Annotated in this window: 16 protein-coding genes; 12 read left to right on the forward strand and 4 right to left on the reverse strand. The window is 70.3% G+C overall.

Annotation, left to right across the window (positions count from 1 at the left end; all coding sequences use genetic code 11):
* Nucleotides 1-61 precede the first annotated feature (61 nt).
* Nucleotides 62-595 (reverse strand): TerD family protein, encoded by a 534-nt coding sequence (locus ACIRD7_RS00315; RefSeq protein WP_403447744.1) that lies wholly within the window; start codon nt 593-595, stop codon nt 62-64.
* A 156-nt stretch (nt 596-751) separates the two neighbouring features.
* On the opposite strand from ACIRD7_RS00315, the gene ACIRD7_RS00320 reads away from it, so the two are divergent.
* The 3 genes from ACIRD7_RS00320 (at nt 752) to ACIRD7_RS00330 (ending at nt 3,054) form a co-directional block, all read left to right on the forward strand.
* On the forward strand, nt 752-1,357 hold the full coding sequence (locus ACIRD7_RS00320; protein WP_403447746.1) for a YdbC family protein: 606 nt from the start codon (nt 752-754) through the stop codon (nt 1,355-1,357).
* A gap of 119 nt (nt 1,358-1,476) precedes the next feature.
* The gene (locus ACIRD7_RS00325; RefSeq protein WP_403447747.1) at nt 1,477-2,136 is read left to right on the forward strand and encodes a histidine phosphatase family protein; all 660 of its coding nucleotides are present in this window, start codon (nt 1,477-1,479) and stop codon (nt 2,134-2,136) included.
* A 12-nt stretch (nt 2,137-2,148) separates the two neighbouring features.
* Nucleotides 2,149-3,054 (forward strand): ADP-ribosylglycohydrolase family protein, encoded by a 906-nt coding sequence (locus ACIRD7_RS00330; protein ID WP_403447749.1) that lies wholly within the window; start codon nt 2,149-2,151, stop codon nt 3,052-3,054.
* Between the two features lie 564 nt (nt 3,055-3,618).
* Here ACIRD7_RS00330 and ACIRD7_RS00335 read toward each other — a convergent pair.
* A complete protein-coding gene (locus tag ACIRD7_RS00335) occupies nt 3,619-5,166 on the reverse strand; it encodes an MFS transporter (RefSeq protein ID WP_403447751.1) in 1,548 nt (515 codons plus the stop codon).
* A gap of 186 nt (nt 5,167-5,352) precedes the next feature.
* Here ACIRD7_RS00335 and ACIRD7_RS00340 point away from each other — a divergent pair, with 186 nt between their 5' ends.
* From ACIRD7_RS00340 to ACIRD7_RS00350, 3 genes are all read left to right on the forward strand, one after another.
* Nucleotides 5,353-5,976 carry a TetR/AcrR family transcriptional regulator gene (locus ACIRD7_RS00340; RefSeq protein WP_403447753.1) on the forward strand — a complete coding sequence of 208 codons (624 nt, stop codon included), beginning with the start codon at nt 5,353-5,355 and terminating at the stop codon, nt 5,974-5,976.
* 82 nt (nt 5,977-6,058) lie between these two features.
* Nucleotides 6,059-6,760, forward strand: coding sequence for a ribonuclease HII (locus tag ACIRD7_RS00345; RefSeq protein ID WP_403447755.1), 702 nt, complete (start codon nt 6,059-6,061; stop codon nt 6,758-6,760).
* A 68-nt stretch (nt 6,761-6,828) separates the two neighbouring features.
* Nucleotides 6,829-7,470 (forward strand): hypothetical protein, encoded by a 642-nt coding sequence (locus tag ACIRD7_RS00350; protein ID WP_403447757.1) that lies wholly within the window; start codon nt 6,829-6,831, stop codon nt 7,468-7,470.
* 327 nt (nt 7,471-7,797) lie between these two features.
* Here ACIRD7_RS00350 and ACIRD7_RS00355 read toward each other — a convergent pair whose 3' ends face one another.
* Together ACIRD7_RS00355 and ACIRD7_RS00360 are read right to left on the reverse strand one after the other, a co-directional pair.
* A complete protein-coding gene (locus tag ACIRD7_RS00355) occupies nt 7,798-8,433 on the reverse strand; it encodes a hypothetical protein (protein WP_403447759.1) in 636 nt (211 codons plus the stop codon).
* A 315-nt stretch (nt 8,434-8,748) separates the two neighbouring features.
* On the reverse strand, nt 8,749-10,914 hold the full coding sequence (locus ACIRD7_RS00360; protein ID WP_403447761.1) for a RecQ family ATP-dependent DNA helicase: 2,166 nt from the start codon (nt 10,912-10,914) through the stop codon (nt 8,749-8,751).
* 224 nt (nt 10,915-11,138) lie between these two features.
* On the opposite strand from ACIRD7_RS00360, the gene ACIRD7_RS00365 reads away from it, so the two are divergent.
* The 6 genes from ACIRD7_RS00365 (at nt 11,139) to ACIRD7_RS00390 (ending at nt 21,711) form a co-directional block, all read left to right on the forward strand.
* On the forward strand, nt 11,139-12,782 hold the full coding sequence (locus tag ACIRD7_RS00365) for a DUF4192 domain-containing protein (protein WP_403447763.1): 1,644 nt from the start codon (nt 11,139-11,141) through the stop codon (nt 12,780-12,782).
* Nucleotides 12,783-13,429: 647 nt separating this feature from the next.
* On the forward strand, nt 13,430-15,346 hold the full coding sequence (locus ACIRD7_RS00370; protein WP_403451582.1) for a glycogen debranching N-terminal domain-containing protein: 1,917 nt from the start codon (nt 13,430-13,432) through the stop codon (nt 15,344-15,346).
* A 427-nt stretch (nt 15,347-15,773) separates the two neighbouring features.
* Nucleotides 15,774-16,532, forward strand: a complete 759-nt coding sequence (locus ACIRD7_RS00375) for an NUDIX domain-containing protein (protein WP_403447765.1) — start codon at nt 15,774-15,776, stop codon at nt 16,530-16,532.
* Between the two features lie 190 nt (nt 16,533-16,722).
* Entirely contained in the window at nt 16,723-18,696 is a 1,974-nt protein-coding gene (locus ACIRD7_RS00380) for an ATP-binding cassette domain-containing protein (RefSeq protein ID WP_403447767.1), read from the forward strand.
* 163 nt (nt 18,697-18,859) lie between these two features.
* Nucleotides 18,860-19,747, forward strand: a complete 888-nt coding sequence (locus tag ACIRD7_RS00385; protein ID WP_403447769.1) for a FadR/GntR family transcriptional regulator — start codon at nt 18,860-18,862, stop codon at nt 19,745-19,747.
* Between the two features lie 425 nt (nt 19,748-20,172).
* Nucleotides 20,173-21,711 (forward strand): RNA polymerase sigma factor, encoded by a 1,539-nt coding sequence (locus tag ACIRD7_RS00390; RefSeq protein WP_403447771.1) that lies wholly within the window; start codon nt 20,173-20,175, stop codon nt 21,709-21,711.
* Nucleotides 21,712-21,798 lie beyond the last annotated feature (87 nt).

Consider the following 21,798-nt stretch of genomic DNA (forward strand, 5'->3'; position numbering starts at 1 on the left):
CGCCCCTCTTCGTCGTACGTCCTCGCGCGGGGGCTTGTGCCCCTCCACGCGTGTGCGGCTCTCAGGACCGGCGGGCGCTGCCCATGGTCGCGGTGAACGTCGCCGGGTCGTCCTCGAAGCCGTGGATGCCGGCGTGGAACTCCCACGTGCTCGATCCCGGGCGCACGAACTCGGCGACGGTGGCCGCCGTGGACCCGAGGACGCCGCCGAAGTCGTCCTCGGCCAGGACGGTGTAGCCCTCGCGGATACGCAGGGCCGGCTTGATCACGCTGACGAAGGTGCGCTCGGCGGGGTGCTGTTGGATCACGACGCCGACCAACACGCGCGCGTACCGGCTGTCGAGCCGGTCGAGCTCGACGGTGAGCACCTCGTCCCAGCCGAAGCCCTTGCCGTCCTTGCTGTCCCGGTTGAGATAAATGGTGCCGTCGGGAGAGCGGCTGTCGAAGTGCACCACATAGGCGGGGTCCCCGTAGGGATCGCTCGCCAGATAGGTCGCGGCCACTATGTCCAGATCGGTGGGCGGCTGTCCGGCCGCGCTCGGATCCCACTTGAGTGAGATCTCGACTTTCCGGATTCCCTTGTTGATGGCGTTCACCAGGCTTCCCCTTCCCCGTAACGCATATACCTTCAGCCCGAACTGCCTCTTGGACAAGGCCGGTTGTTCATCCTGCCACGCGCCCGGGATCGTGCGCCGGGGAGCGGTGTGGTCGAGCGTGACCGGCGCCACGCTCCCTGGCCTTACCATGGCGCGGTGCTGGTCAAGTGGATTCGCTGCACCGTGGTGGACCGCCGCGGCTTCGAGCGGGGGCAGCGAAAATGGGCGGGGCTTCTGGGGGAGCCGGGATTTCGGGGGCAGGGTGGTGGTTGGAGCCGGGGGCGGCAGGGGGTGGCGCACATTTTCTCGTTCTGGGAGAGCCGTTCCTTCTACGACTCCTTCATGGCGCGATCCCACGACCGGCTGGCGGCGGCTCAGTCGGGCACCTTCAAGGACATGCAGGTCAAACTCTTCGACTACCGCTTCGACGTGAAGACCGGCTTCGAACCGCGCTTCACCGACGCGGACCTCGTCCGGGTAGCGCATTGCCGTGTCCATGAGGACCGGGCGGAGCATTTCACGCTCATGCAGGAGAAGGTCTGGAACCCCGCCATGGCCGGCTCTCCCGGTATGGTCCGGGGCCTGTTCGGTGAGGCGCCGGGACATGAGTTCGTGGTGCTGTCGATGTGGCAGTCGGCCGCGGAACACGGCAAGTACCGCACCGAACGCGTGGAGCGACTGGCGCTCCGGGCCCAGACGGAGGCGGATGTCGCCGCCCTTACGGGTGACATCGTGGAGCTCGAAGCGACCTGGACGGTTTGAATTCCGGACCCGTGACGCGGGCGTATCTGTGTGACGCATGGTGCAGGAAATGTGTGACCTACGCTGTATGGAGCCCGTACGAGTGCTCGATATGCCGTCCGCGGATCTAGGGTTTTGGCATGGCACGACCACGGCGCATCGTCCTTGTCCGGCACGGGGAGTCAACGGGCAATGTTGATGACACCGTCTATGAGCGTGAGCCCGACCACGCGCTGGCTCTGACCGAGCGGGGCTGGCGGCAGGCGGAGGAGACGGGCAAACGGCTACGGGAGGTGTTCGGCCGCGAGCGCGTCAGCGTGTACGTCTCGCCCTACCGGCGTACGCACGAGACGCTCCGTGCCTTCCACCTCGACCCCGAGCTCATACGGGTGCGCGAGGAGCCCCGCCTGCGGGAGCAGGATTGGGGGAACTGGCAGGACCGCGACGACGTACGTCTGCAGAAGTCCTACCGCGACGCCTACGGCCATTTCTTCTACCGCTTCGCCCAAGGTGAGTCCGGAGCCGACGTGTACGACCGGGTCGGCGGCTTCCTGGAGAGCCTGTTCCGCAGCTTCGAGGCGCCCGACCACCCGCCGAACGTGCTGCTCGTGACCCACGGCCTGGCGATGCGGCTGTTCTGCATGCGCTGGTTCCACTGGACGGTCGCGGAATTCGAGTCGCTGGCGAACCCGGGGAACGCGGAGATGCGGATGCTCGTTCTCGGGGACGACGGCAAGTACACGATCGACCGGCCGTTCGAACGCTGGCGAGAGCCGGAACCGTACGGGATCACCGGATAGAGTGGCAGAGCGATGACCGCTGACTCCTCACCCGAAGGGCGCCTGGACCGCGCCATCGCCAGCCTGCGCGGACTCGCGGTGGGGGACGCGCTCGGATCGCAGTTCTTCGTCCCGGCGAACTACCCGCTGCTCAAGCGCCGCGAGCTGCCGCCCGGCCCCTGGCAGTGGACGGACGACACGGAGATGGGCTGCTCCGTGGTCGCCGTCCTGGTCGCCCACCACCGCATCGACCAGGACGCCCTGGCCCGCTCCTTCGCCGAGCACCACGACTTCGACCGCGGCTACGGCCCTGCGGTCAACCGGCTACTGCGTCTGGTCCGGGAAGGCGGGGACTGGCGCGAGCTTTCGGCCGCGCTCTTCAACGGGCAAGGGTCCTGGGGCAACGGCGCCGCGATGCGGATCGCACCGCTCGGCGCCTGGTACGCGGACGATCCCGAGCAGGCGACTCACCAGGCCGAGATCTCGGCCTACCCCACGCATCAGCACCGGGAGGCCGTGGTCGGCGCGATGGCCGTTGCCGCGGCCGCGGCGCTGGCTGCAGCTCCAGGTGGTCCGCCCAGTCCGGAGTCGCTGCTCGACGACGTCGTCGCACTCATCCCGAAGAGCGCGGTCGGAGCGGGCCTGCGGCGCGCCCGGGACATGCTGGATTACGGAGATGCGGCCACCGTGGCGGCTGTCCTTGGGTGCGGACGGCGTACGACCGCCCATGACACGGTGCCCTTCGCGCTCTGGTCGGCCGCACGGGCCCTGGGCGACTACGAGCAGGCCTTCTGGACGACCGCGCAGGTCGGGGGCGACGTCGACACCACCTGCGCCATCGTGGGCGGCGTGATCGGCTCCGGGAAGGCCGGGGCGGTGCCTGCCGAGTGGGTGGGGCGGACCGAGGCGTTGCCGGGGTGGGTGCCGGGGGCGGTGTAGGGCGGGTCGGGGCCGGGCTGTCGGGTGGTTTAGGGCCGGGCCTGGATGTCTGTCTCGGTGGGTTCCTCGCCCGCAGGGGAGATCTCTCGCCTGTTCCTTGCTATGCGGGGGAGGCCGCTGGTCGAAAGTTCCTCGCTCGGGTGGGGGAGGCTTCCCGTCGAGAGTTGCTCGCTCGGCCGGGGCGTCGCCTCCACGGATTCCTTGCTGTTCGTGGATTCCTCGCTGTGCCGAGATCCCCGATAACTTTCCGTGCATCCCGGGAACTCTGTGTGACCGCCGGTCCGTTGTCGTGGCAGTTGATGTGCCGGCCGTTTGGGGTCGGGCTCACACGTGACCACACGCGAGGGACGCAGGGGGAGGGGAGTCATGCAGTTCGTGTCGGTGCTGGGCGTGCTGCTGGTCGCGGTGGCCGCAGCGTGGGGCGGACTGCCGCTGCCCCATGCCGTCGGGGCTCGCCGGTCGGCAGTAGCCGTGAATGTGGTGCGGATGGCCGGCCCGTCGTCCTCGCCGTCGGTCCCCCGAACGCGAGTCGGCCATCCGCGGCCCTTCGCGGGCCGGGCCGGGTCAGCCGGCCATCGGGCCCGCCGTCCCGGCGAGAGCTTCCAGGTCGCTCTTGCGGACCCGTATGACCAGCCACGCCGTGGCCAGGGCGAGTACCGCCATCGCCGCTGCCGCCACGAAGCCCATCGAGATGCCCTGGGTGAGCACCTCGTGGCCCCAGCGGCCGGGCAGCTGGTGTGTCTGGGCGAACTCCGCCTTCTGCTCCGGCGTTCCCTCCGCCATGAACTTCGGCAGCTGCTTCTCCGCCTCGTCCCTGCTGGCCGACCCGAACACCGTCGTCAGGATGGACAGACCGAGCGAACCGCCCACCTGCTGCGTGGCGTTGAGAAGCCCGGACGCGGCACCCGCCTCGTGCTGGGCGACCCCCGAGACGGCGGTGATCGTCAGCGTCACGAAGTTCAGACCCATGCCGAATCCGAACAGCAGCATCGGGCCGAGGACCCCACCGACGTACGAACTGTCGGCGGTGATGAGGGTCTGCCAGGCCAGCCCGATCGCCACGAGCGTCGAACCCACGAGCATGAACGGCTTGGGTCCGAGCGCCGGCAGGAAGCGCTGCGAAAGGCCCGCCCCGAGCGCGATCACGACCGTGACCGGCAGGAAGGCGAGACCGGCCTCGATCGGGCTGTACTGGAGCACGTTCTGCACGAAGAGAACGATGTAGAAGAACATCCCGAACATCGCCGCAGCGAGGCTGAGCATGATCACATACGTGCCCGACCGGTTGCGGTCGGCGAACATCCTGAGCGGCGTGATGGGCTCCTTGGCCCGCGACTCGATGAATGCGAAGGCCAGCAGCAGGACCACCGCGGCGCCGAAGGACCCGATGGTCAGGCTGTCGCGCCAGCCCTCGTCCGCGGCGCGGATGAAGCCGTAGACCAGGGACGCCATGCCTGCGGTCGAAGTCAGTGCACCCGCTATGTCGAAGCGGCCGGTGTGCCGTTCGGACTCGCTGATGTACAGCGGCGTGAGCACGGCTATCAGGATGCCTATGGGCACGTTGACGAAGAGCACCCACCGCCAGTCGAGCCACTCGGTGAGCATGCCGCCCGCCAGCAGGCCGATGGCGCCACCACCCGCGGAGACCGCGGCGAAGACGCCGAACGCGCGGTTTCGTTCCGGGCCTTCGGGAAACGTCGTGGTGATGAGCGCCAGCGAGGTGGGCGAGGCGATGGCGCCTCCAACGCCCTGGAGAACACGCGCGGCCAGCAACTGCCAAGGTTCCTGGGCGAGTCCGCCGAGCAGCGAGGCGAGCGTGAACAGCAGGATGCCGGTCATGAAGACCCGGCGGCGGCCCAGGATGTCACCGGCACGACCGCCCAGCAGCAGCAGACCGCCGAACGTGAGCGTGTAGGAGCTGACGACCCAGGTGAGGTCGGTGGTGCTGAACTTGAGCGCGTTTTGAATGTGCGGGAGCGCGATGTTCACAATCGTCGCGTCGAGTACCACCATGAGTTGGCAGGCCGCGATGACGGCGAGCGCGATGCCGGGATGCCCCTCCCGGCGGGCCGCACCCGGTTTCTGATCCTTGATCAACTGAGAGGTTGTCACTATGGGTCCCCCACAAGTGCCGTAGTGAACGCTCGCGTTCACTGTCGCGTCAACCGTAGTGAGTCCCCTTTAGTGAACGCAAGCGTTCACTTGCATTCGTGTCGCGCGGCCTGTCCCCTGTAAGGGCCGTGCGGTGGTACCTAGTCCCCGAAGTCCCCGCTTCCCCAGCTTGTTGGAGACGCTCAGATGGTTACCTCGCGCTGGACGGCCGCCCCCGCTCAGGCGGCCTCCCTCCGTCGGCGCGGCGCCGTGCTCGAACGCGCGATTCTCGATGCCGCGCTGGAACAACTCAGCACCGTCGGCTGGAACGGCCTCACCATGGAGGGTGTCGCCGCCGGCGCGCAGACCGGCAAGGCCGCGGTCTATCGTCGTTGGCCGTCCAAAGAGGACCTCGTCGCCGATGCGCTGCGAGCGGGGCTGCCGCGGTTCGACTCGGCCCCGGACCTCGGTGGTGTGCGCGAGGACCTGCTCGAACTGTGCCGGCAGGCGCGTGACGCGATGTTCTCCCGGCCGGGATTCGCCCTGCGAGCAGTCATTCACGAATGCGACACGCTCCAGGCTGAGCGCTTCCATGGCGTGATCTTCGAGGGAGTCGTGGAGCCGATGATCAAGCTGCTTCGTGAGGTCATCACCCGTGGAATTGACCGGGGAGAGGTGCGGGATGATGCCGCGAACGGCTACGTTTTCGACGCCATTCCGGCGATGATGATGTATCGATCGAAGATGTGCACCAGCGAATGGAACGACCGGGATATCGAGGAGATGGTCGACCAGTTGATGCTTCCCTTGCTCCGTCCGGCAGGGAGCTGACGCGGCGCTTCATCACCCTGAAGGTCGCCTTCGCGAACCAGGGTGTCGGAGCGGGTTCCGGGCGGCGTAGGCTAAGGGCGCCATGCCGTACAAACCCCCTACTCACACCGTCGAGCGCTCCCTTCGCGCCACGACCGGAGCGAAGATCATTGCCGGTGTCGACGAGGTGGGGCGCGGTGCGTGGGCCGGTCCCGTCACCGTCTGCGCCGCGGTCACCGGACTGCGCCGGCCTCCCGAGGGCCTCACGGACTCCAAGCTGCTCACCATCAAGCGGCGCACCGAGCTAGACCAGGAGCTGCGGAAGTGGGTGACGTCGTTCGCCCTCGGGCACGCTTCCCCGGAGGAGATCGACGAGCGCGGGATGACCGCCGCGCTCCGGCTCGCCGCCGGGCGTGCCCTGGAGGCCCTGCCGGTCCGCCCCGACGCCGTGATCCTCGACGGGAAGCACGACTATCTCGGGACGCCCTGGCGGGTCCGTACGGTGATCAAGGGCGACCAGTCCTGTGTGGCGGTCGCGGCGGCCTCGGTGATTGCCAAGGTTCAGCGCGACAAAATGATGGCCGAACTGGGTATCGACCATGCAGACTTCGGTTTTGCGGACAACGCCGGGTATCCGTCGCCCGTGCACAAGGCCGCACTGGCGGAGCGGGGACCCACCCCGTACCACCGGTTGTCGTGGGCGTATCTTGATGCGCTGCCCCAGTGGCGGCACCTCAAGAAGGTCCGTACGTGGGTGGACGGAAGCGTTCCGGAGATCGAGGGTCAGCTCGGCTTCGATTTCTGACGATTCCGTTCGCACTCGTGTGCCACCCGCCGACGCGGGTCGCACCAGCGTTTGATAAACATCAGCTCATGCCTCTCATTCCCGAGGAGCTTCAGATTCACGAGAGTGCCCAGGGTCCCCGCGCCACTCCGGCCAGCGGCCGTACCGCGCCGACCCCTCGCCCCGTACCCGGCCCGCGCCCCGCGGCTCCGTCGCGTCCCGGCCGACCCGGGCCCGTGCGGCCCGCGCCGCCGGCGCAACGTACGCCGCGTGATGCGGCCGTGGCCAAGCCCGGACCGTCGGGCCCCCCTGCTTCCGCCGCCTCCGCTCCGGCGTCGGCGACCCCGCAGATCCAGCTGATCCCGGCCTCACCCGAAGGCGCGCTCGACGCCGCTGAGGAAGCCGTTGACCTGCTTCTGGACTCGGGTCGCGCCCCGGGCGAGGTGCTGGTGATCACGACCGGTGAACAGCATCCGTGGGCCACCCACGAGCTGTCCTTCGGTGAAGCCTCCTACTGGGCGCAGCACGACACTGGCGACGACGTGTTCTACGCCGACGCCTCCGTCGCGAGCCGCGCCGCGTCGCGACCCGTGGTCGTGGTGGCCGTCAACGGTGGTTCCGATGCCACTGCCGCCAGCGCCCTGCCGCTGGCCCTCGGCCGGGCCGGTGCCCTGTTGATCGTCTGCGGCGACCCGCAGCGGATCAACTCGGTGCTCGGTGCGGGCGTCTGATTCGGTTCAGGGTCGGCGTCTGATCCGGTACCGGGTCTGCGTCTGATCTGGTTCCGGACCTGCGTCTCATTTGGTTCCGGACCTGCGTCTGATCCGGTCCTGTACGTCCCGGGGACACTCCGCGGGACACCGGGGGGACGGGACGCCGCCGAGGCGGCGTCTCAGCACAGTGCGGTTTGTGGCGTGCGCGGACGAGTGGGGACTTGTCGTGTGCAGGCCACGTCGGTTAGGGATGCGACATCGAGCGCGGGCCTCGTAGGTGTGCGATGCGAGTCCATCCGGTCTGGCGGCCAACGCGCCTTCGTGCCCTGTGCCGGGCTCGCGTCTTCAGCGCGCAGCCGCGCGCCGAAGCACCTCCGAGGCCGCGCCGCCGGTGCGTGGCAGGGGGACCGGTGACTCGGACATGGCGAAGGGCTCCGGCGCCGAGTCGGCGTTGGGGCGCCGGCCGCCGCGGCCCTCGCCGAGGACCTGCCAGCCGTCACGGGTCAGCGTGATGTAGGCGCCGCACCGCAGGCCGTGCAGCGTGCAGGCATCGCGCAGGCCCCACATCCAGGCACCGTCCTCCTCCGTCCAACGGGCATCGCCGTCACGGCAGTAGAGCAGCACGGCGGTGCGTACCGGGGTACGGCGCCGCAGGTCGTGGGGGATGACTCGACGCAGCTGGGCGAGCAGCGCGTTGCGGAACATCCAGCCGTCGGCCGGGGTCTGGCGACGGGTGAACGAGGCACTGGCGCACAGCCGCTCCTCCGAGTCGAGCACCGCGACGATCGCGGTCGCCGGCCCGGGGTGGTGCCGTGAGTGCAGACCGCTGACGACCTCACGAGGATTGCGCAGCAGCGGTATGCCCGCCGCAGCCCACTCCGCAGGTTCGAGTATTCGGGCCAAGGGGTTGGCAGACGCGGCGGACAGGTCGGGTGGCGTCGACATGGATGCCGCGGAGGACGGAGCGAATCCGAAGGTCACGGTCCTCCCTTCGGCTACGCGCCCATACGGCGGGCGAGGTCGGATTTCGGGGGAGCGCACACCGCGGCAGGGCCCTTCCGGATCACGGACGCACCGTGCGGCGAGCGGACTTCAATTCTTCCTGTCGAACCTGATTGCGGCAACGAGCAATTGGGGCCACCGACCGATATCTGGTGGTGCGCGGGTTATATCCCTACCCAGTACATGACCTGGAGACGCGTGGGGCGACCCACCACAACCAGGTGTTACGTCTTCACGCGGGCCTGCGCTTCTGGTGGCCCCGGCCTCGCGCGCCGCGATCAGAGTCCGCCGCGATCAACCCTGCATGGCCAGAACCAACGGCAGCACCCCTTGCGCGCCCGCACGGCGAAGCATGCGCGCCGCGACGGCGAGAGTCCAGCCGGTCTCGGTGAAGTCGTCCACGAGCAGTACGGGTCCCGAGGTTTCGGCGAGGGCAGACGCGAGCGCGGGCGGCACGATCAGGGCGCCGTCGAGGGCCTTCAGCCGCTGCGCGCTGTTGCTTCGGGAGACCGGGGCCGCGTCACCGCCGTACTCCAGGGAACCCAGCAGCGGAAGTCTGCCGATCTCCGCGATGCGCGCGCCCAGGGAGCTGATCAGCTGGGGCCGGGTCCGAGAGGCGATCGTGATCACGCCGACCGGGCGCGGTGAGGCGTCCTCCGCCCCGGAGGCCCAGCCGCCGGGCCCCTTCGCCCAGTCGACCAGGACGCCCACGACCGCTTTCGCCACGTCGTCCGGCACCGGTCCGTCAGGGGCGTGGGGTGCGAGCATCGGTCGCAGCCTGTTGCCCCAGCCGATGTCCGAGAGGCGGCCCAACGCCCTCCCCGGTGCTGCCTGTTCGCCAGCCGGGATACGCCCCTTGAGGTCGACACCGATCGCCGGAAGGCCCGTCGGCCACATGCGGCGAGGCTCGACCTCGACGCCCGCTCGACCGAGGTCGACGCGCGCGGCCTCCAGCGCGGTGGTGGACGTGTCGGCGGTGAAGCGGGCGCCCGCGCAGTTGTCGCAGCGACCGCAGGGCTTGGCCCCCTCGTCGTCCAGCTGCCGTTGGAGGAACTCCATTCGGCAGCCCGGCGTCGAGGCGTACTCGCGCATCGCCTGCTGCTCGGCTCGACGCTGCCGGGCGACCCAGTCGTACCGCTCGGCCTCGTACACCCAAGGCTGACCCGTGGCGATCCAACCGCCCTTGACCCGCTGTACCGCGCCGTCCACGTCCAGGACCTTGAGCATGGTCTCCAGGCGGGAGCGGCGCAGTTCCACCAGGGGTTCCAGGGCGGGCAGGGACAGGGGCTTGTCCGACCGCGCGAGGACGTCGAGCGTGCGCCGCACCAGGTCCTCCGAGGGGAAGGCCAGCGAGGCGAAGTACTGCCAGATCGCCTCGTCCTCCTGTCCGGGAAGGAGGAGCACCTCGGCGTGTTCGACACCGCGTCCGGCACGCCCCACCTGCTGGTAGTAGGCGATGGGAGAGGAGGGCGAACCGACGTGCACCACGAAGCCGAGGTCCGGCTTGTCGAAGCCCATTCCCAGCGCGGACGTGGCCACAAGTGCCTTCACCCTGTTGCCGAGCAGGTCGTCCTCGGCCTGCTGACGGTCGGCGTTCTCCGTCTTGCCCGTGTAGGAGGCGACCGTGTGGCCGCGGTGCCGCAGGAAGGCCGTGACCTCCTCGGCGGCGGCCACGGTGAGCGTGTAGATGATCCCCGAGCCCGGCAGCTCGCCCAGGTGGTCGGCGAGCCAGGCCATCCGATGCGCGGCGTCCGGCAGGCGCAGCACACTCAGGCTCAGGCTGTCCCGGTCCAGCGGACCGCGCAGGACCAGGGCGTCGGAGGTGCCACCTGTGCCGAGCTGTTCGGCGACATCGGCGGTCACCCGTGCGTTGGCGGTCGCTGTCGTCGCGAGCACCGGCACTCCGGGCGGGAGATCGGAGAGCATCGTGCGCAGCCGCCGGTAGTCCGGCCGGAAGTCGTGGCCCCAGTCGGAAATGCAGTGTGCCTCGTCCACCACGAGCAGGCCGGTCGCCGCGGCGAGCTTGGGCAGGACCTGGTCGCGGAAGTCGGGGTTGTTGAGACGCTCGGGGGAGACGAGAAGTACGTCGACCTCGCCGGAGGCGATCTCGCTCTGAATCGTGTCCCACTCCTCGGTGTTGGAGGAGTTGATGGTCCGCGCATGGATACCGGCCCGGGCGGCGGCCTCGACCTGGTTGCGCATGAGCGCGAGCAGCGGAGAGACGATCACGGTAGGGCCGCTGCCACTGGAGCGCAGCAGGGATGTGGCCACGAAGTAGACGGCGGACTTGCCCCATCCCGTGCGCTGCACGACGAGCGCACGGCGTTTGTCGGCGACCAGTGCTTCGATCGCCCGCCACTGGTCCTCGCGCAGCCGGGCCGTGCCCGTGGTGTCCCCGACGAGGCGGGCGAGGACCGCGTCGGCCGCCGCCCGGAGATCCGCGTTGCTCGTGTGCTCCATGGGTTCCATACAACAGGACGGGACTGACAGGCGGGGGGCGAGCGGGTCTGGCGGGCGGATCGATGGGCGTGAGGAGGAGGCCTGCGGGGAGTGCCTATCTCGTCGGCCCGCCTGACTCGTCGGCCCTCCTGCTGCAGCGCTGGGCTGCGTGCCCTTGTCGTGTCCCTGGTCGGAGTTATCCACAGGTCAAAGCGGAGTCTCGTGATCCGCGAGATCGTCGGCGCATGACGAACCACAGCGAAACGACTGGGTCCCCTGAGAACGACGGCGCCTCGGCTGAGGAGCGGCACAACACCGCCGGAGCGGCGGAACCGTACGTTGCCCGCGACCTACAGGACGTGGGGGGTGTGCGGGGTGGGCACGGCGTCGGAAGTGACGAGGCCCGGGGACGTTCACAGCCCGCTAACCCGCTCGACTACGCGGCGTACGAAACGCACCTCCCCGAGCACCAGGTCACCCTGCGCTCCCCGGCCGAACTGGCCGATGCGCTGCCGTACCTCCTCGGATATCGCCCGGAGGACAGCATCGTGCTGGTCGCCTTGCACGACAAGGACGGTCGCGGCCGGTTCGGCGGCCGGGCGCGGCTGGGCATTCCCGCGAGCGCGGACGACTGGGACTCCGCGGCCAGCCAGCTGGCCCACGGACTAGTGACGGGCAGCGAGCGCAGGGGAGCGCGGCCGGAGCAGATGGTTGCCTTCCTCTGCCAGGAACCGCCGCGGGGCGAGACCGGCCAGCAGGTCATGGAACGGCTTCGCCCGCTGGCGCAGAAGGTGCGTGTCGCTTGCGGCAGCCTGGACGTGCCGGTGGTCGAGGCCTTGTGCATCTCGGGCGGTCGCTACTGGTCCTACTGCTGCGACAGGCCTGAGTGCTGTCCGCCCGACGGGCGACCGATGGGCCTGCCCGGTACGTCGGTGCTGGCAGCCGCGGCCGCCTACGCCGGAGTGCAGGTGCGCGGCACACTGAGCGAGCTGCGCGCCAGGCTCCTGCCATGGGAGACCCGCGCGGCTCGGGAGCAGGAGATCGCCCTGGACACCGTCGCGGCGAAACTGGTGCCGAGGATCCTCGACGACGCGATGCGCGCGGGCGTGGCGGAGGAGACGCTGGAGCTGGCCGAAGGGCTGCTGAGCCGGTTCGCCGCAGCCAAGCATCTGTCGGGGACGCTCACCGCGGATCTCCGCGACGACGAGCTGCTCGAGCACGACGAGGCAGCGAGGCTCATTCTGGGCCTGCAGGACCGTACGATGCGCGACCGCGTGGCCGAGTGGATGGAGGGTGACGAGGCCGCCCCCGCCCTGAGGCTCTGGCGAGCGCTTGCCCGCCGCTGTGTCACGCCGTACGGCGACTACGCCGCCGCGCCCCTCACCCTGGCAGGTTGGGTCGCCTGGTCCAGCGGCGATGAGCTGGAGGCCCGTGAGGCCCTTGCCATGGCCCTGGCCGCCGATTCGAACTACCTCTTCGCCCGCCTGCTGCACCAAGCCTGTAACGAGGGACTGAACCCTGAGTCGATCCGGCGCTGCCTGCGTGCCGAGCGTGTGGGGCGTGACGTGGTGCCGCCCGCACCGACGGCGGATGCGGAGGACGGTCGGGGGTCTCGGCCTTCCGCGGCTTCGTTCGGCAGTCTTGCCCGCTCGACGCGAGCTGCCGGGCGAGGGCGGGGGACGAATGGTCCGCGTGCGCGTACGAGGGCCGGTACGCGTCCGGGTGCCCAGAGGCCGGACGGGGCGGCTGCGCGCACCTCGAAGAAGGGGGCCGCACGTTGGAACGGTCCTCGACGCGATGGCTTGCGGCCCGGAACTGGAACCGGGACCGGGACCGGGACCGGGACCGGAAGTGGACGCCCGGGAGCGGGGTCCGAGGGGGACCAGTGAGCAGCCGCGAGCGGCGAGTACGGGCCGCCGACCTGCGCTTCGGTGCCCCGGAGCGCCTCGCCCGACCTGACGAACCTGATGAACAGGCCGGCGCCTTGGCGGGGTTACCTCATGAGGGGCGTGACCTGGAGGGATCTATCCCCGTTCACCTGAGTGGCGCAACGCGTGGAGCGGCTGTGCCGCCGCAACGCCCCCGTCACTCCGGATCCCCCAGCCGGTGCCGCAATCGCCTGCGGCGCTATGAGCGCAGAGGACGCCGCCCCATGTCACAGCCGAGTCAGATCTCCCCGGCCGCCGACGATGGCTCGACAGCTGGCGGGACAGTGCCGTTGCAGAGGCAGGACGCAGGGTTGTCGCCGGTCGAGGGCCGTGTGGGGGAGAGTGTTCCAGAGGCTCGGAGTGATGCGCCTCGGACTACGCCCCAGACGCCACATACGCAACGAACTGCCTGGTGGCGTAAGTCAGATGAGGAACGTGGCCTTGACTCACCGAGCCGCCGGACCAAGCTCCCGCAGCAACCCGTAAGGCCGACGAGCCCGAGCTTCCCGTCCTCCCATCCGACCCAACCGCCCCAAGCGGCTCCCACACCAGCCCAGCCACCAACGGCTGGCCGTTCCGCCGCCCTGCCCTCAACTCACAACGCTTTGATCTGCCTGGCCCTCCCTGGCCTCGCAATCTCCACGGACCAGGGCCAGTTGACCGGCAGAGGACTCGATGGGTTCTACCGCGCGGGTCGACGCGTGCTCTCGCGCTGCCAGATCCGCGTGGCCGGACGTGAACCACTCGCGGTGCAAGCCCGGATGACCGCCGCCGACACCGTCCGTTTCGTGGGCACGCTGCGAACCTCCCCGCAGGCCGGCCCCGACCCGGACGTAGTCGTCGAGCGGACCCGTCGTGCCGACGGCACCGAACGGATCACGCTGCGCAGTGCGGCCGCCCGCACCCTGCGGCTGCCGGTCGAGGTCGCCCTGGCCACAGACCTCGCCGACCTCGCGGCCATCGCGCGAGGCGACACAGGACCGGAACTCCTCGCCAGCGTGATCGACTCCGGCCTGCGTTGGTCGTCCGCCAAGGGCAACTCGGTGGTCACCGCCAACCCACCGCCTTCCGAGGCGCTGGCCTCGGCAGGTCTGTTGCGCTGGGAGTTCGACCTGGCGCCGGGAGGCACGGTCGGCATCGAACTGCGGGTGCGGCCTGAAGGAGCTGGACCCGTGCGCGCGGTGGGCCGGGCGGCGACTAGCCCGCTAGCCCCCACGCAGGCGGCGGGCGACGATCCGAGGGCGGAGGCGTTGCTGCGCACGAGCATCGAAGACCTCCAGGCCCTCCTGCTGCGCGACCCCGCCCACCCTTCCGACACCCACCTGGCTGCCGGGGCTCCCTGGCGCTGTGGACTGGCCCCGGCCGACGCCCTCGCCGCGGCACGAATGACTCTGCCCCTGGGTACCCGGCTCGCCGCAGGCACACTGCGGACCCTCGCGCGCACCCAAATCCGCGACCGGGGGCGGCAGTTCGGCCTGATCCCCGGGCCGAGACGGGATGCCGGTACGCATCTCCCGCCGAGCTGCACGGGCACAGAGGCCACGCTGCTCTTTCCCGCACTGCTCGCGGAGGCGCGACGCTGGGGCTTACCCGAGTCCGAGGCCGAGGAACTGCTCCCGGCGGCCGAACGGTGCCTGACCTGGCTACGGACGACTGTGGGCGACGGTGCGTGCCTGCCCGACCCGCACCCCGGTGGCCCAGTCCGCTGCGAGACCCAGGCCCACGCGCATCGTGCCGCGCTGCTCGGCGCCGATCTGCTCGACGCCTACGGCAGACCGGGCGCCTCCGAGCTGCGCAACTGGGCCGGGGCGCTGCGGGCGGACTTCCAGGCGGGCTTCTGGATCGACGACCTGGGCGGAGGCAGGCCCGCGGCCGCTCTGGCGCCCGACGGACGCCCTGTGCCGTATCTGGGGGCTACTGCCGCACACCTTCTCGACACCGGCCTGCTGGGCGAGGGAGAACAAGCTCTCGGCTTGCTCGACAAGGTGCAGACCGAACAGCTGGCCCGGCTGCTCGGCGGCCCGGCCATGCACTCGGGCTGGGGCCTGCGCGGACTGAGCGCGAAGGAGGCGGGGCACAACCCGTTCGGTCACCGCAGCGGTGCCGTGCGGGTCCACGAGACGGCGGTCGCAGTCGCGGGCCTCGCGGCGGCCGGCTACGAGAAGGAGGCCGGCGCGCTGCTGCGGGGCGTACTGGCAGCGGCGGAGGCCTTCGGTCAGCGACTGCCCGACATGTTCGCGGGGGAGCAGCGCACCGAAGGGAGCGCGCCCCTGCCGCATCCGGCGGCCTGTCGCCCTGCCGCCACGGCGGCGGGAGCGGGGGTGCTGCTGCTGGCCACCCTCGCAGGTATACGCCCGGACGCCCCGGCAGGGACGGTCACGCTGCGCCCCATGCGCAGCGCGCCGCTCGGCGAGATCGTCCTCACAGGCCTCCGAGTCGCCGGCGCCCCCTTCTCCGTGCGCGTCAGCCGCCTGGGCCTCGCCATGGTCGAGGAGGCCGCCGAAGGGCTGCAACTGCGGGCGTGACGCCTCGCGAGGGCAACCACAACCTCCCTCCAAGAGCCCGACCGACCCACACCCACAGCGACCTTCGGCGACTGCATCCCCGACTTGGCCCGCCCCCACCGCGACCTCGTACGACTGCAACCCGACCTGGCCCGCCCCCACCGCGACCTCGTACGACTGCACCCCGACCTGGCCCGCCCCCCACCGCGACCTTGGACGACTACACCTCGACCTGGCCCGCCGCCCACTGCTACCTCGTACGACCGCAACCCCGACCTAGCCCGCCACCCACTGCCACCTCGTACGACCGCACCCCCGACCTAGCCCACCCCACCGCACGAACCCCCACCAGAACCCACCAAAGCCCATACCGCACCGAACTGGATCAACCACCGACGGCCTCGACGAAGGGAGTGTTTATCGTCAGGCAGACGACTATGATCGCCGCATGCCCTACGACCCGTCAGCATTTCCGCCCTTTGCCGTCACCGTGGACCTGGTCGTGCTGACCGTGCGTCGCCATGCCCTGTGTGCGCTGGCGGTGCGCAGGGGGGAACCGCCGTTCCAGGGGCGCTGGGCACTGCCCGGTGGATTCGTACGGGCCGACGAGGATCTGGCGCAGGCCGCCGCGCGCGAACTGGCGGAAGAGACCGGGCTGCACGCCCACGACCCGGACGTCCCGGTGCAGGACAACGGCGCCCACCTCGAACAGCTCGCGACCTACGGCGACCCCAAGCGGGATCCGCGGATGCGGGTCGTCAGCGTCGCCCACCTGGCGCTGGCCCCGGACCTGCCGGCGCCCCGCGCGGGCGGCGACGCCAGCAACGCCCGTTGGGCCCCCGTCGACGAGCTGCTGCAGCAGGGCGGCTACGGTCGCGACGGCGAACCGGTCGCGCCGCTCGCCTTCGATCACGCGCAGATCCTGTCCGACGGCGTGGAGCGGGCGCGTTCCAAGATCGAGTACTCGTCACTGGCCACGGCGTTCTGCCCCACCGAGTTCACCGTCGGGGAGCTGCGCCGCGTCTACGAGGCGGTGTGGGGCGTGGCGCTCGACCCGCGCAACTTCCACCGAAAGGTGACGGGCACGCCGGGCTTCCTCGTCCCCACCGGCGGTACCACCACCCGGCAGGGAGGTCGCCCGGCGCAGCTCTTCCGGGCCGGCGGAGCCACCCTGCTCAACCCCCCGATGCTGCGCCCCGAGGTCTGACGCGAGGGCGCGGCGCGCACGGCCGTGTCGGACGCGGTCCGATGCCCTCGGGCGGGGTTCACCGCGCCCGGCTGGTGGTCGGCATGCGAACAGGTGCCCGACCGGAATACCTGTCGCCAGCGCAGATGAGGGCGCAGCGCGCCTTGTTCCCTACCCGAAAAAACGGACATAGCGCGCTATCTTGCTGCGGGTGATCGAGGCGATCGGACTGACCAGCAACCCTCGCAAAGAGCTTCCCCCCGCTGTCGACGACGTGTCCTTCGAGGCTCGCGCGGGTCGCGTCACCGCGCTGCTCGGAGCGTCGGGGGCGGGCAAGACGACGGCGCTCAGACTCATGCTCGAACTCCAACCGGGCAGGGGCGTCACCTTCTTCAGAGGGCGTCCCCTGCACCGCATCGCTCATCCCTCGCGCGAGGTCGGCGTGCTGCTGGGCGACGTGCCAGGGCATCCGGCACGCACGGTGCGCGGTCATCTGCGGATGCTGTGCGCCGCCGCTGGGGTGCCGGCCCGGCGTGCCGACGAGGTCCTGGAGGTGGTCGGCCTCGTCAGCCTGCGTGACGAGCGACTGGGCAGCCTTTCGCGCGGCATGGACCGCCGCCTCGGTCTGGCCTGCACACTGCTGGGCGACCCGCACACGCTCGTGCTCGACGAGCCCGCGGACGGGCTCACGACCCGAGAGCGCCGCTGGCTGCACGGAGCCCTGCGCGCACACGCGGTCCAGGGCGGAACGGTCCTGCTGACCACGGCCGACCCCAAGGAAGCCGCCCGCACCGCCGACCGGGTCGTCACGCTGGAGCGGGGCCTGCTCGTCGCCGACCAGGACGCCGCCGAGTTCGCGCGCACCCGGCTGCGCCCCCGCGTCGCCGTCCGCACCCCCCATGCCTCCCGCCTCGCCGCCCTGCTCACCAAGGACGCGCGCACCGCCCACCGCTCCGTCGAGGTCGTCCGCGAGAGCGGCAACCGGCTATCGGTGTACGGCAGTACCTGCGCCGCCGTCGGCGAGATCGCGTTCCGCAACGGCATCCTCGTTCATCAACTCGCCGATGAGATCGGGGACATGGGCGCAGGAGGCGGAGGGATCGAGCCTCAGTCCGAGGAGGCGGTCTCGGCCGCGCACGGCGACGTGGCGGTGGCCTTGGAGCGGGGCCGCGGGCCCCGGCGCGGCGTCGCATCGACGGAGAACCAAGGCCAGGTCGCGGCTGAGGACCTCGCGGAGACGGCCCAGGTGTCCCGGGTGGCTGCCGAAGCGCACATCGACCTCGCGGGGCACGAGGCCTCCCCGGAAGGCCCGCAGGCGAGCGCTGACGAGTCCTCGACGGTCCCCGGCGCGCGCACGTCGGCCTCCTCTGACGACGCTCTCCCCGATCTCCCGCCCCCCATCGCCGTCCGCCCCGCCCCCACCCCCCTCCGCCCCCTCCGGTACGAGCTGCGGCGTGCGGCCGGTGTCGGTACCGGGTTCGTCACCGCGGGTGTCGTGCTCGTGGTGTCCGCACTCACCGCCGTGCTGCTCGCCCGCATCGGACACACGCCGCACCCGCGCCTGCTGGTCGCGTGGCCGCGCGAGCTGCCACTGCCGCCCGCGGCGCTGGGGGCCGGGCTGCTCGGGGCGATCGCGTTCGGCGACGAGTTCCGCCACCCCGCCCTGGCCGCGGACCGCGGCACCGTCCCCCGTCGGCTGGGGCTGCTGGCCGCGAAACTGCTCGTCGCCTCCGCCACCGCCTTGGCGCTGGCCGTGCTCACGCTGGGCTGCGACATCGAGGTGCTCTACCTCGTCTACGGACGGGAGCTCGCGGAAGTTCCCTCCGACTGGCTTGCGCTGGGCGCGAGTTGGATCGGGCTGGTGGTCGGCTGCGCGTGGGCCGGCGTGCTCGCCGCGGGCCTGTTCCGGTCCACCACGGCCGGGCTCGCCGCCGTGGTCACGGTGCCCGTCGTCGTCGTACCCCTCGTGCAGAAGGTCCTGGAAGGGCCGTCGGTGCGGACCGCGGCCGGGTTTCCGCTGCGGATGCGGGAGCTGCTCCTGTCGCAGTGGCCCTTCGGGGGAGAGCGGTACGTGGCCGGTTTGGCCCGTGTGATCGGTCAACCCGTTGGTGGCGCACTGACGTTGTCGCTGACCGCGCTGCTCTGCGCCTACCTGTTCACGACCCTGCGAAGCCGGGTCCGATGACGACCGTCCGTGCCGTTCTCGGATCTGTCGTGCCCACAACTCCCCCGGCAACGCCCATTTCTTTCCGATAAGGCGTCAATTGCGACGGGGTGAGCGATCACCCTTTCGTGTGCTTTTCACCAAAGACCTCAAGGGAGTTGGAGACGGCGCCGACAAAGGATCCGTGAGTACCCTTGCGCACACCATGATGACCGCCGCCCGCGCCGCCGACTCCGGACTCGCCGGCCCGGGCGAACTCGACCGCTACCCCTACGCCGAGGCCCCCGTCGCCGACCGCGTCGGATCCCCCGCCTGGGAAGGCGCGGATCCAGAACTGGGCCGGGTCGGCCGGCGCGCCGCGGGCAGCCGCGGACGCGGCCTGCACGGCCAACTCGTCCAACAGCTGGGTCAGATGATCGTCTCCGGCGACCTGGGCGCCGACCGCCCGCTCGTGCCCGAGGAGATCGGCCAGCGGTTCGAGGTCTCCCGCACCGTCGTCCGTGAGTCGCTCCGCGTTCTGGAGGCCAAGGGCCTGGTCAGCGCCCGCCCGAACGTCGGCACGCGCGTGCGCCCCGTCAGTGACTGGAATCTCCTCGACCCGGACATCATCGAGTGGCGGGCCTTCGGGCCGCAGCGCGACGACCAGCGCCGCGAGCTCAGCGAGCTGCGCTGGACGATCGAGCCGCTCGCGGCCCGCCTCGCCGCGGGGCACGGGCGCGAAGACGTCCAGCAGCGGCTCGGCGACATGGTGGAGATCATGAGCCACGCGATGGGCCAGGGCGACGTCCTGACCTTCTCCCGCGCCGACGCCGAGTTCCACTCGCTGCTCATCCAGGTCGCCGGCAATCGCATGCTGGAGCACCTCTCGGGCATCGTCTCGGCCGCGCTCCAGGTCTCCGGCGGCCCCGTGACCGGATGTGACCGGCCGAACGAGACCTCGCTGGCGCTGCACAGCAGGATCGTCGACGCCCTGGCCACCGGCGACGGCGCGGCCGCCGAGACCGCCATGCGTCAGCTGCTCACGGTCCATCCCGAAGTCGAGCGTGTGGTGCCCGCCCCCCGCGAGCACTGACCGCCCACCCGGGTGGCGCGGCCCGGAACGCCTCCCCCTCCTGTGGCGCTCCCGGCCTGCGCACCCCCTCCCGTCGGACCCGCGGGATCCGCCATGGATCCCGCGGGTCCGACGGTGCGAAGAGGCCGGGCAGCCGCCGTACAGTGTGTGCATCAAGCCGTGGGCGCCCAGTTCTGTCCATATCTGCCCGCTTTTGGTCGGTTACGGGATGTGACTCGGGCCACGCAGATTGGGCGTAACACTCGGGGAAACAGCGCGATGACCTAAGAGGTGACAGCCGAGGAGGGAATACGGACGCCGTTCAAGGCGCTGTGAATCTTCCCGGCCCCCGCCCGCACCGTCGGCCCATCCCCAGGCCGGTGGTCGGCTCCTGTCCGCCGTGGACGGGGCCGGAAGCCGTTTTCCAACGTTCCGAGAGGTTGTTCGTGTCGGCCAGCACATCCCGTACGCTCCCGCCGGAGATCGCCGAGTCCGTCTCTGTCATGGCTCTTATCGAGCGGGGAAAGGCTGAGGGGCAGATCGCCGGCGACGATGTGCGTCGGGCCTTCGAAGCCGACCAGATTCCGGCCACTCAGTGGAAGAACGTACTGCGCAGCCTCAACCAGATCCTCGAGGAAGAGGGTGTGACGCTGATGGTCAGTGCCGCGGAGCCCAAGCGCACACGAAAGAGCGTCGCAGCGAAGAGTCCGGCCAAGCGCACCGCCACCAAGACGGTCGCGGCGAAGACGGTGACCGCCAAGAAGGCCACCGCCACCGCCACGCCTGCGGCCCCCGCCGCCGAACCCGCCGTCGAGGACGAGGCCCCCAAGAAGGCCGCTGCCAAGAAGACGACCGCCAAGAAGACGGTCGCGAAGAAGACGACGGCGGCTGCCAAGAAGACGGCCGCCAAGAAGACGACCTCCTCCAAGAAGGACGACGCCGAGCTCATCGAGGAAGAGGTCCTCGAGGACAGCGGCAAGCCCGGTGAGGAGCCCGAGGGCGCCGAGAGCGCCGGCTTCGTGCTCTCCGACGAGGACGAGGACGACGCGCCCGCGCAGCAGGTCGCCGCGGCCGGCGCCACCGCCGACCCGGTCAAGGACTACCTCAAGCAGATCGGCAAGGTCCCCCTGCTCAACGCCGAGCAGGAGGTCGAGCTCGCCAAGCGCATCGAGGCGGGCCTCTTCGCCGAGGACAAGCTGGCCAACGCCGACAAGCTCGCACCCAAGCTCAAGCGCGAGCTGGAGATCATCGCCGAGGACGGCCGCCGCGCCAAGAACCACCTCCTGGAGGCCAACCTCCGTCTGGTGGTCTCCCTGGCCAAGCGCTACACCGGCCGCGGCATGCTCTTCCTGGACCTGATCCAGGAGGGCAACCTCGGTCTGATCCGCGCGGTCGAGAAGTTCGACTACACCAAGGGCTACAAGTTCTCCACGTACGCCACCTGGTGGATTCGTCAGGCGATCACCCGCGCCATGGCCGACCAGGCCCGCACCATCCGTATCCCGGTGCACATGGTCGAGGTCATCAACAAGCTCGCGCGCGTCCAGCGCCAGATGCTCCAGGACCTGGGCCGCGAGCCCACCCCGGAGGAGCTGGCCAAGGAACTCGACATGACCCCGGAGAAGGTCATCGAGGTCCAGAAGTACGGCCGCGAGCCCATCTCCCTGCACACCCCGCTGGGCGAGGACGGCGACAGCGAGTTCGGTGACCTCATCGAGGACTCCGAGGCCGTCGTCCCGGCCGACGCGGTGAGCTTCACGCTCCTCCAGGAGCAGCTGCACTCCGTCCTCGACACCCTGTCCGAGCGCGAGGCCGGCGTGGTCTCGATGCGCTTCGGTCTCACCGACGGTCAGCCGAAGACCCTCGACGAGATCGGCAAGGTCTACGGCGTGACGCGTGAGCGCATCCGCCAGATCGAGTCGAAGACCATGTCGAAGCTGCGCCACCCGTCGCGGTCCCAGGTGCTGCGCGACTACCTCGACTAGGTCGTCGCCGTACGCAGGCCGTAGTCGTACGACACACAAGGCCCGGATCCCCGAGTGGGAGCCGGGCCTTTGTGCTGGTCCGCGGGT

The sequence above is a fragment of the Streptomyces sp. NPDC093568 genome (assembly GCF_044764945.1).
Lineage (GTDB): Bacteria > Actinomycetota > Actinomycetes > Streptomycetales > Streptomycetaceae > Streptomyces.

Coding starts and splice junctions, on each gene's coding strand:
- ACIRD7_RS00360 (WP_403447761.1), bottom strand. CDS start 10,914: ATGGAGCACACGAGCAACGCGGATCTCCGGGCGGCGGCCGACGCGGTC.
- ACIRD7_RS00345 (WP_403447755.1), top strand. CDS start 6,059: ATGCCGTACAAACCCCCTACTCACACCGTCGAGCGCTCCCTTCGCGCC.
- ACIRD7_RS00375 (WP_403447765.1), top strand. CDS start 15,774: ATGCCCTACGACCCGTCAGCATTTCCGCCCTTTGCCGTCACCGTGGAC.
- ACIRD7_RS00325 (WP_403447747.1), top strand. CDS start 1,477: ATGGCACGACCACGGCGCATCGTCCTTGTCCGGCACGGGGAGTCAACG.
- ACIRD7_RS00330 (WP_403447749.1), top strand. CDS start 2,149: ATGACCGCTGACTCCTCACCCGAAGGGCGCCTGGACCGCGCCATCGCC.
- ACIRD7_RS00340 (WP_403447753.1), top strand. CDS start 5,353: ATGGTTACCTCGCGCTGGACGGCCGCCCCCGCTCAGGCGGCCTCCCTC.
- ACIRD7_RS00365 (WP_403447763.1), top strand. CDS start 11,139: ATGACGAACCACAGCGAAACGACTGGGTCCCCTGAGAACGACGGCGCC.
- ACIRD7_RS00350 (WP_403447757.1), top strand. CDS start 6,829: ATGCCTCTCATTCCCGAGGAGCTTCAGATTCACGAGAGTGCCCAGGGT.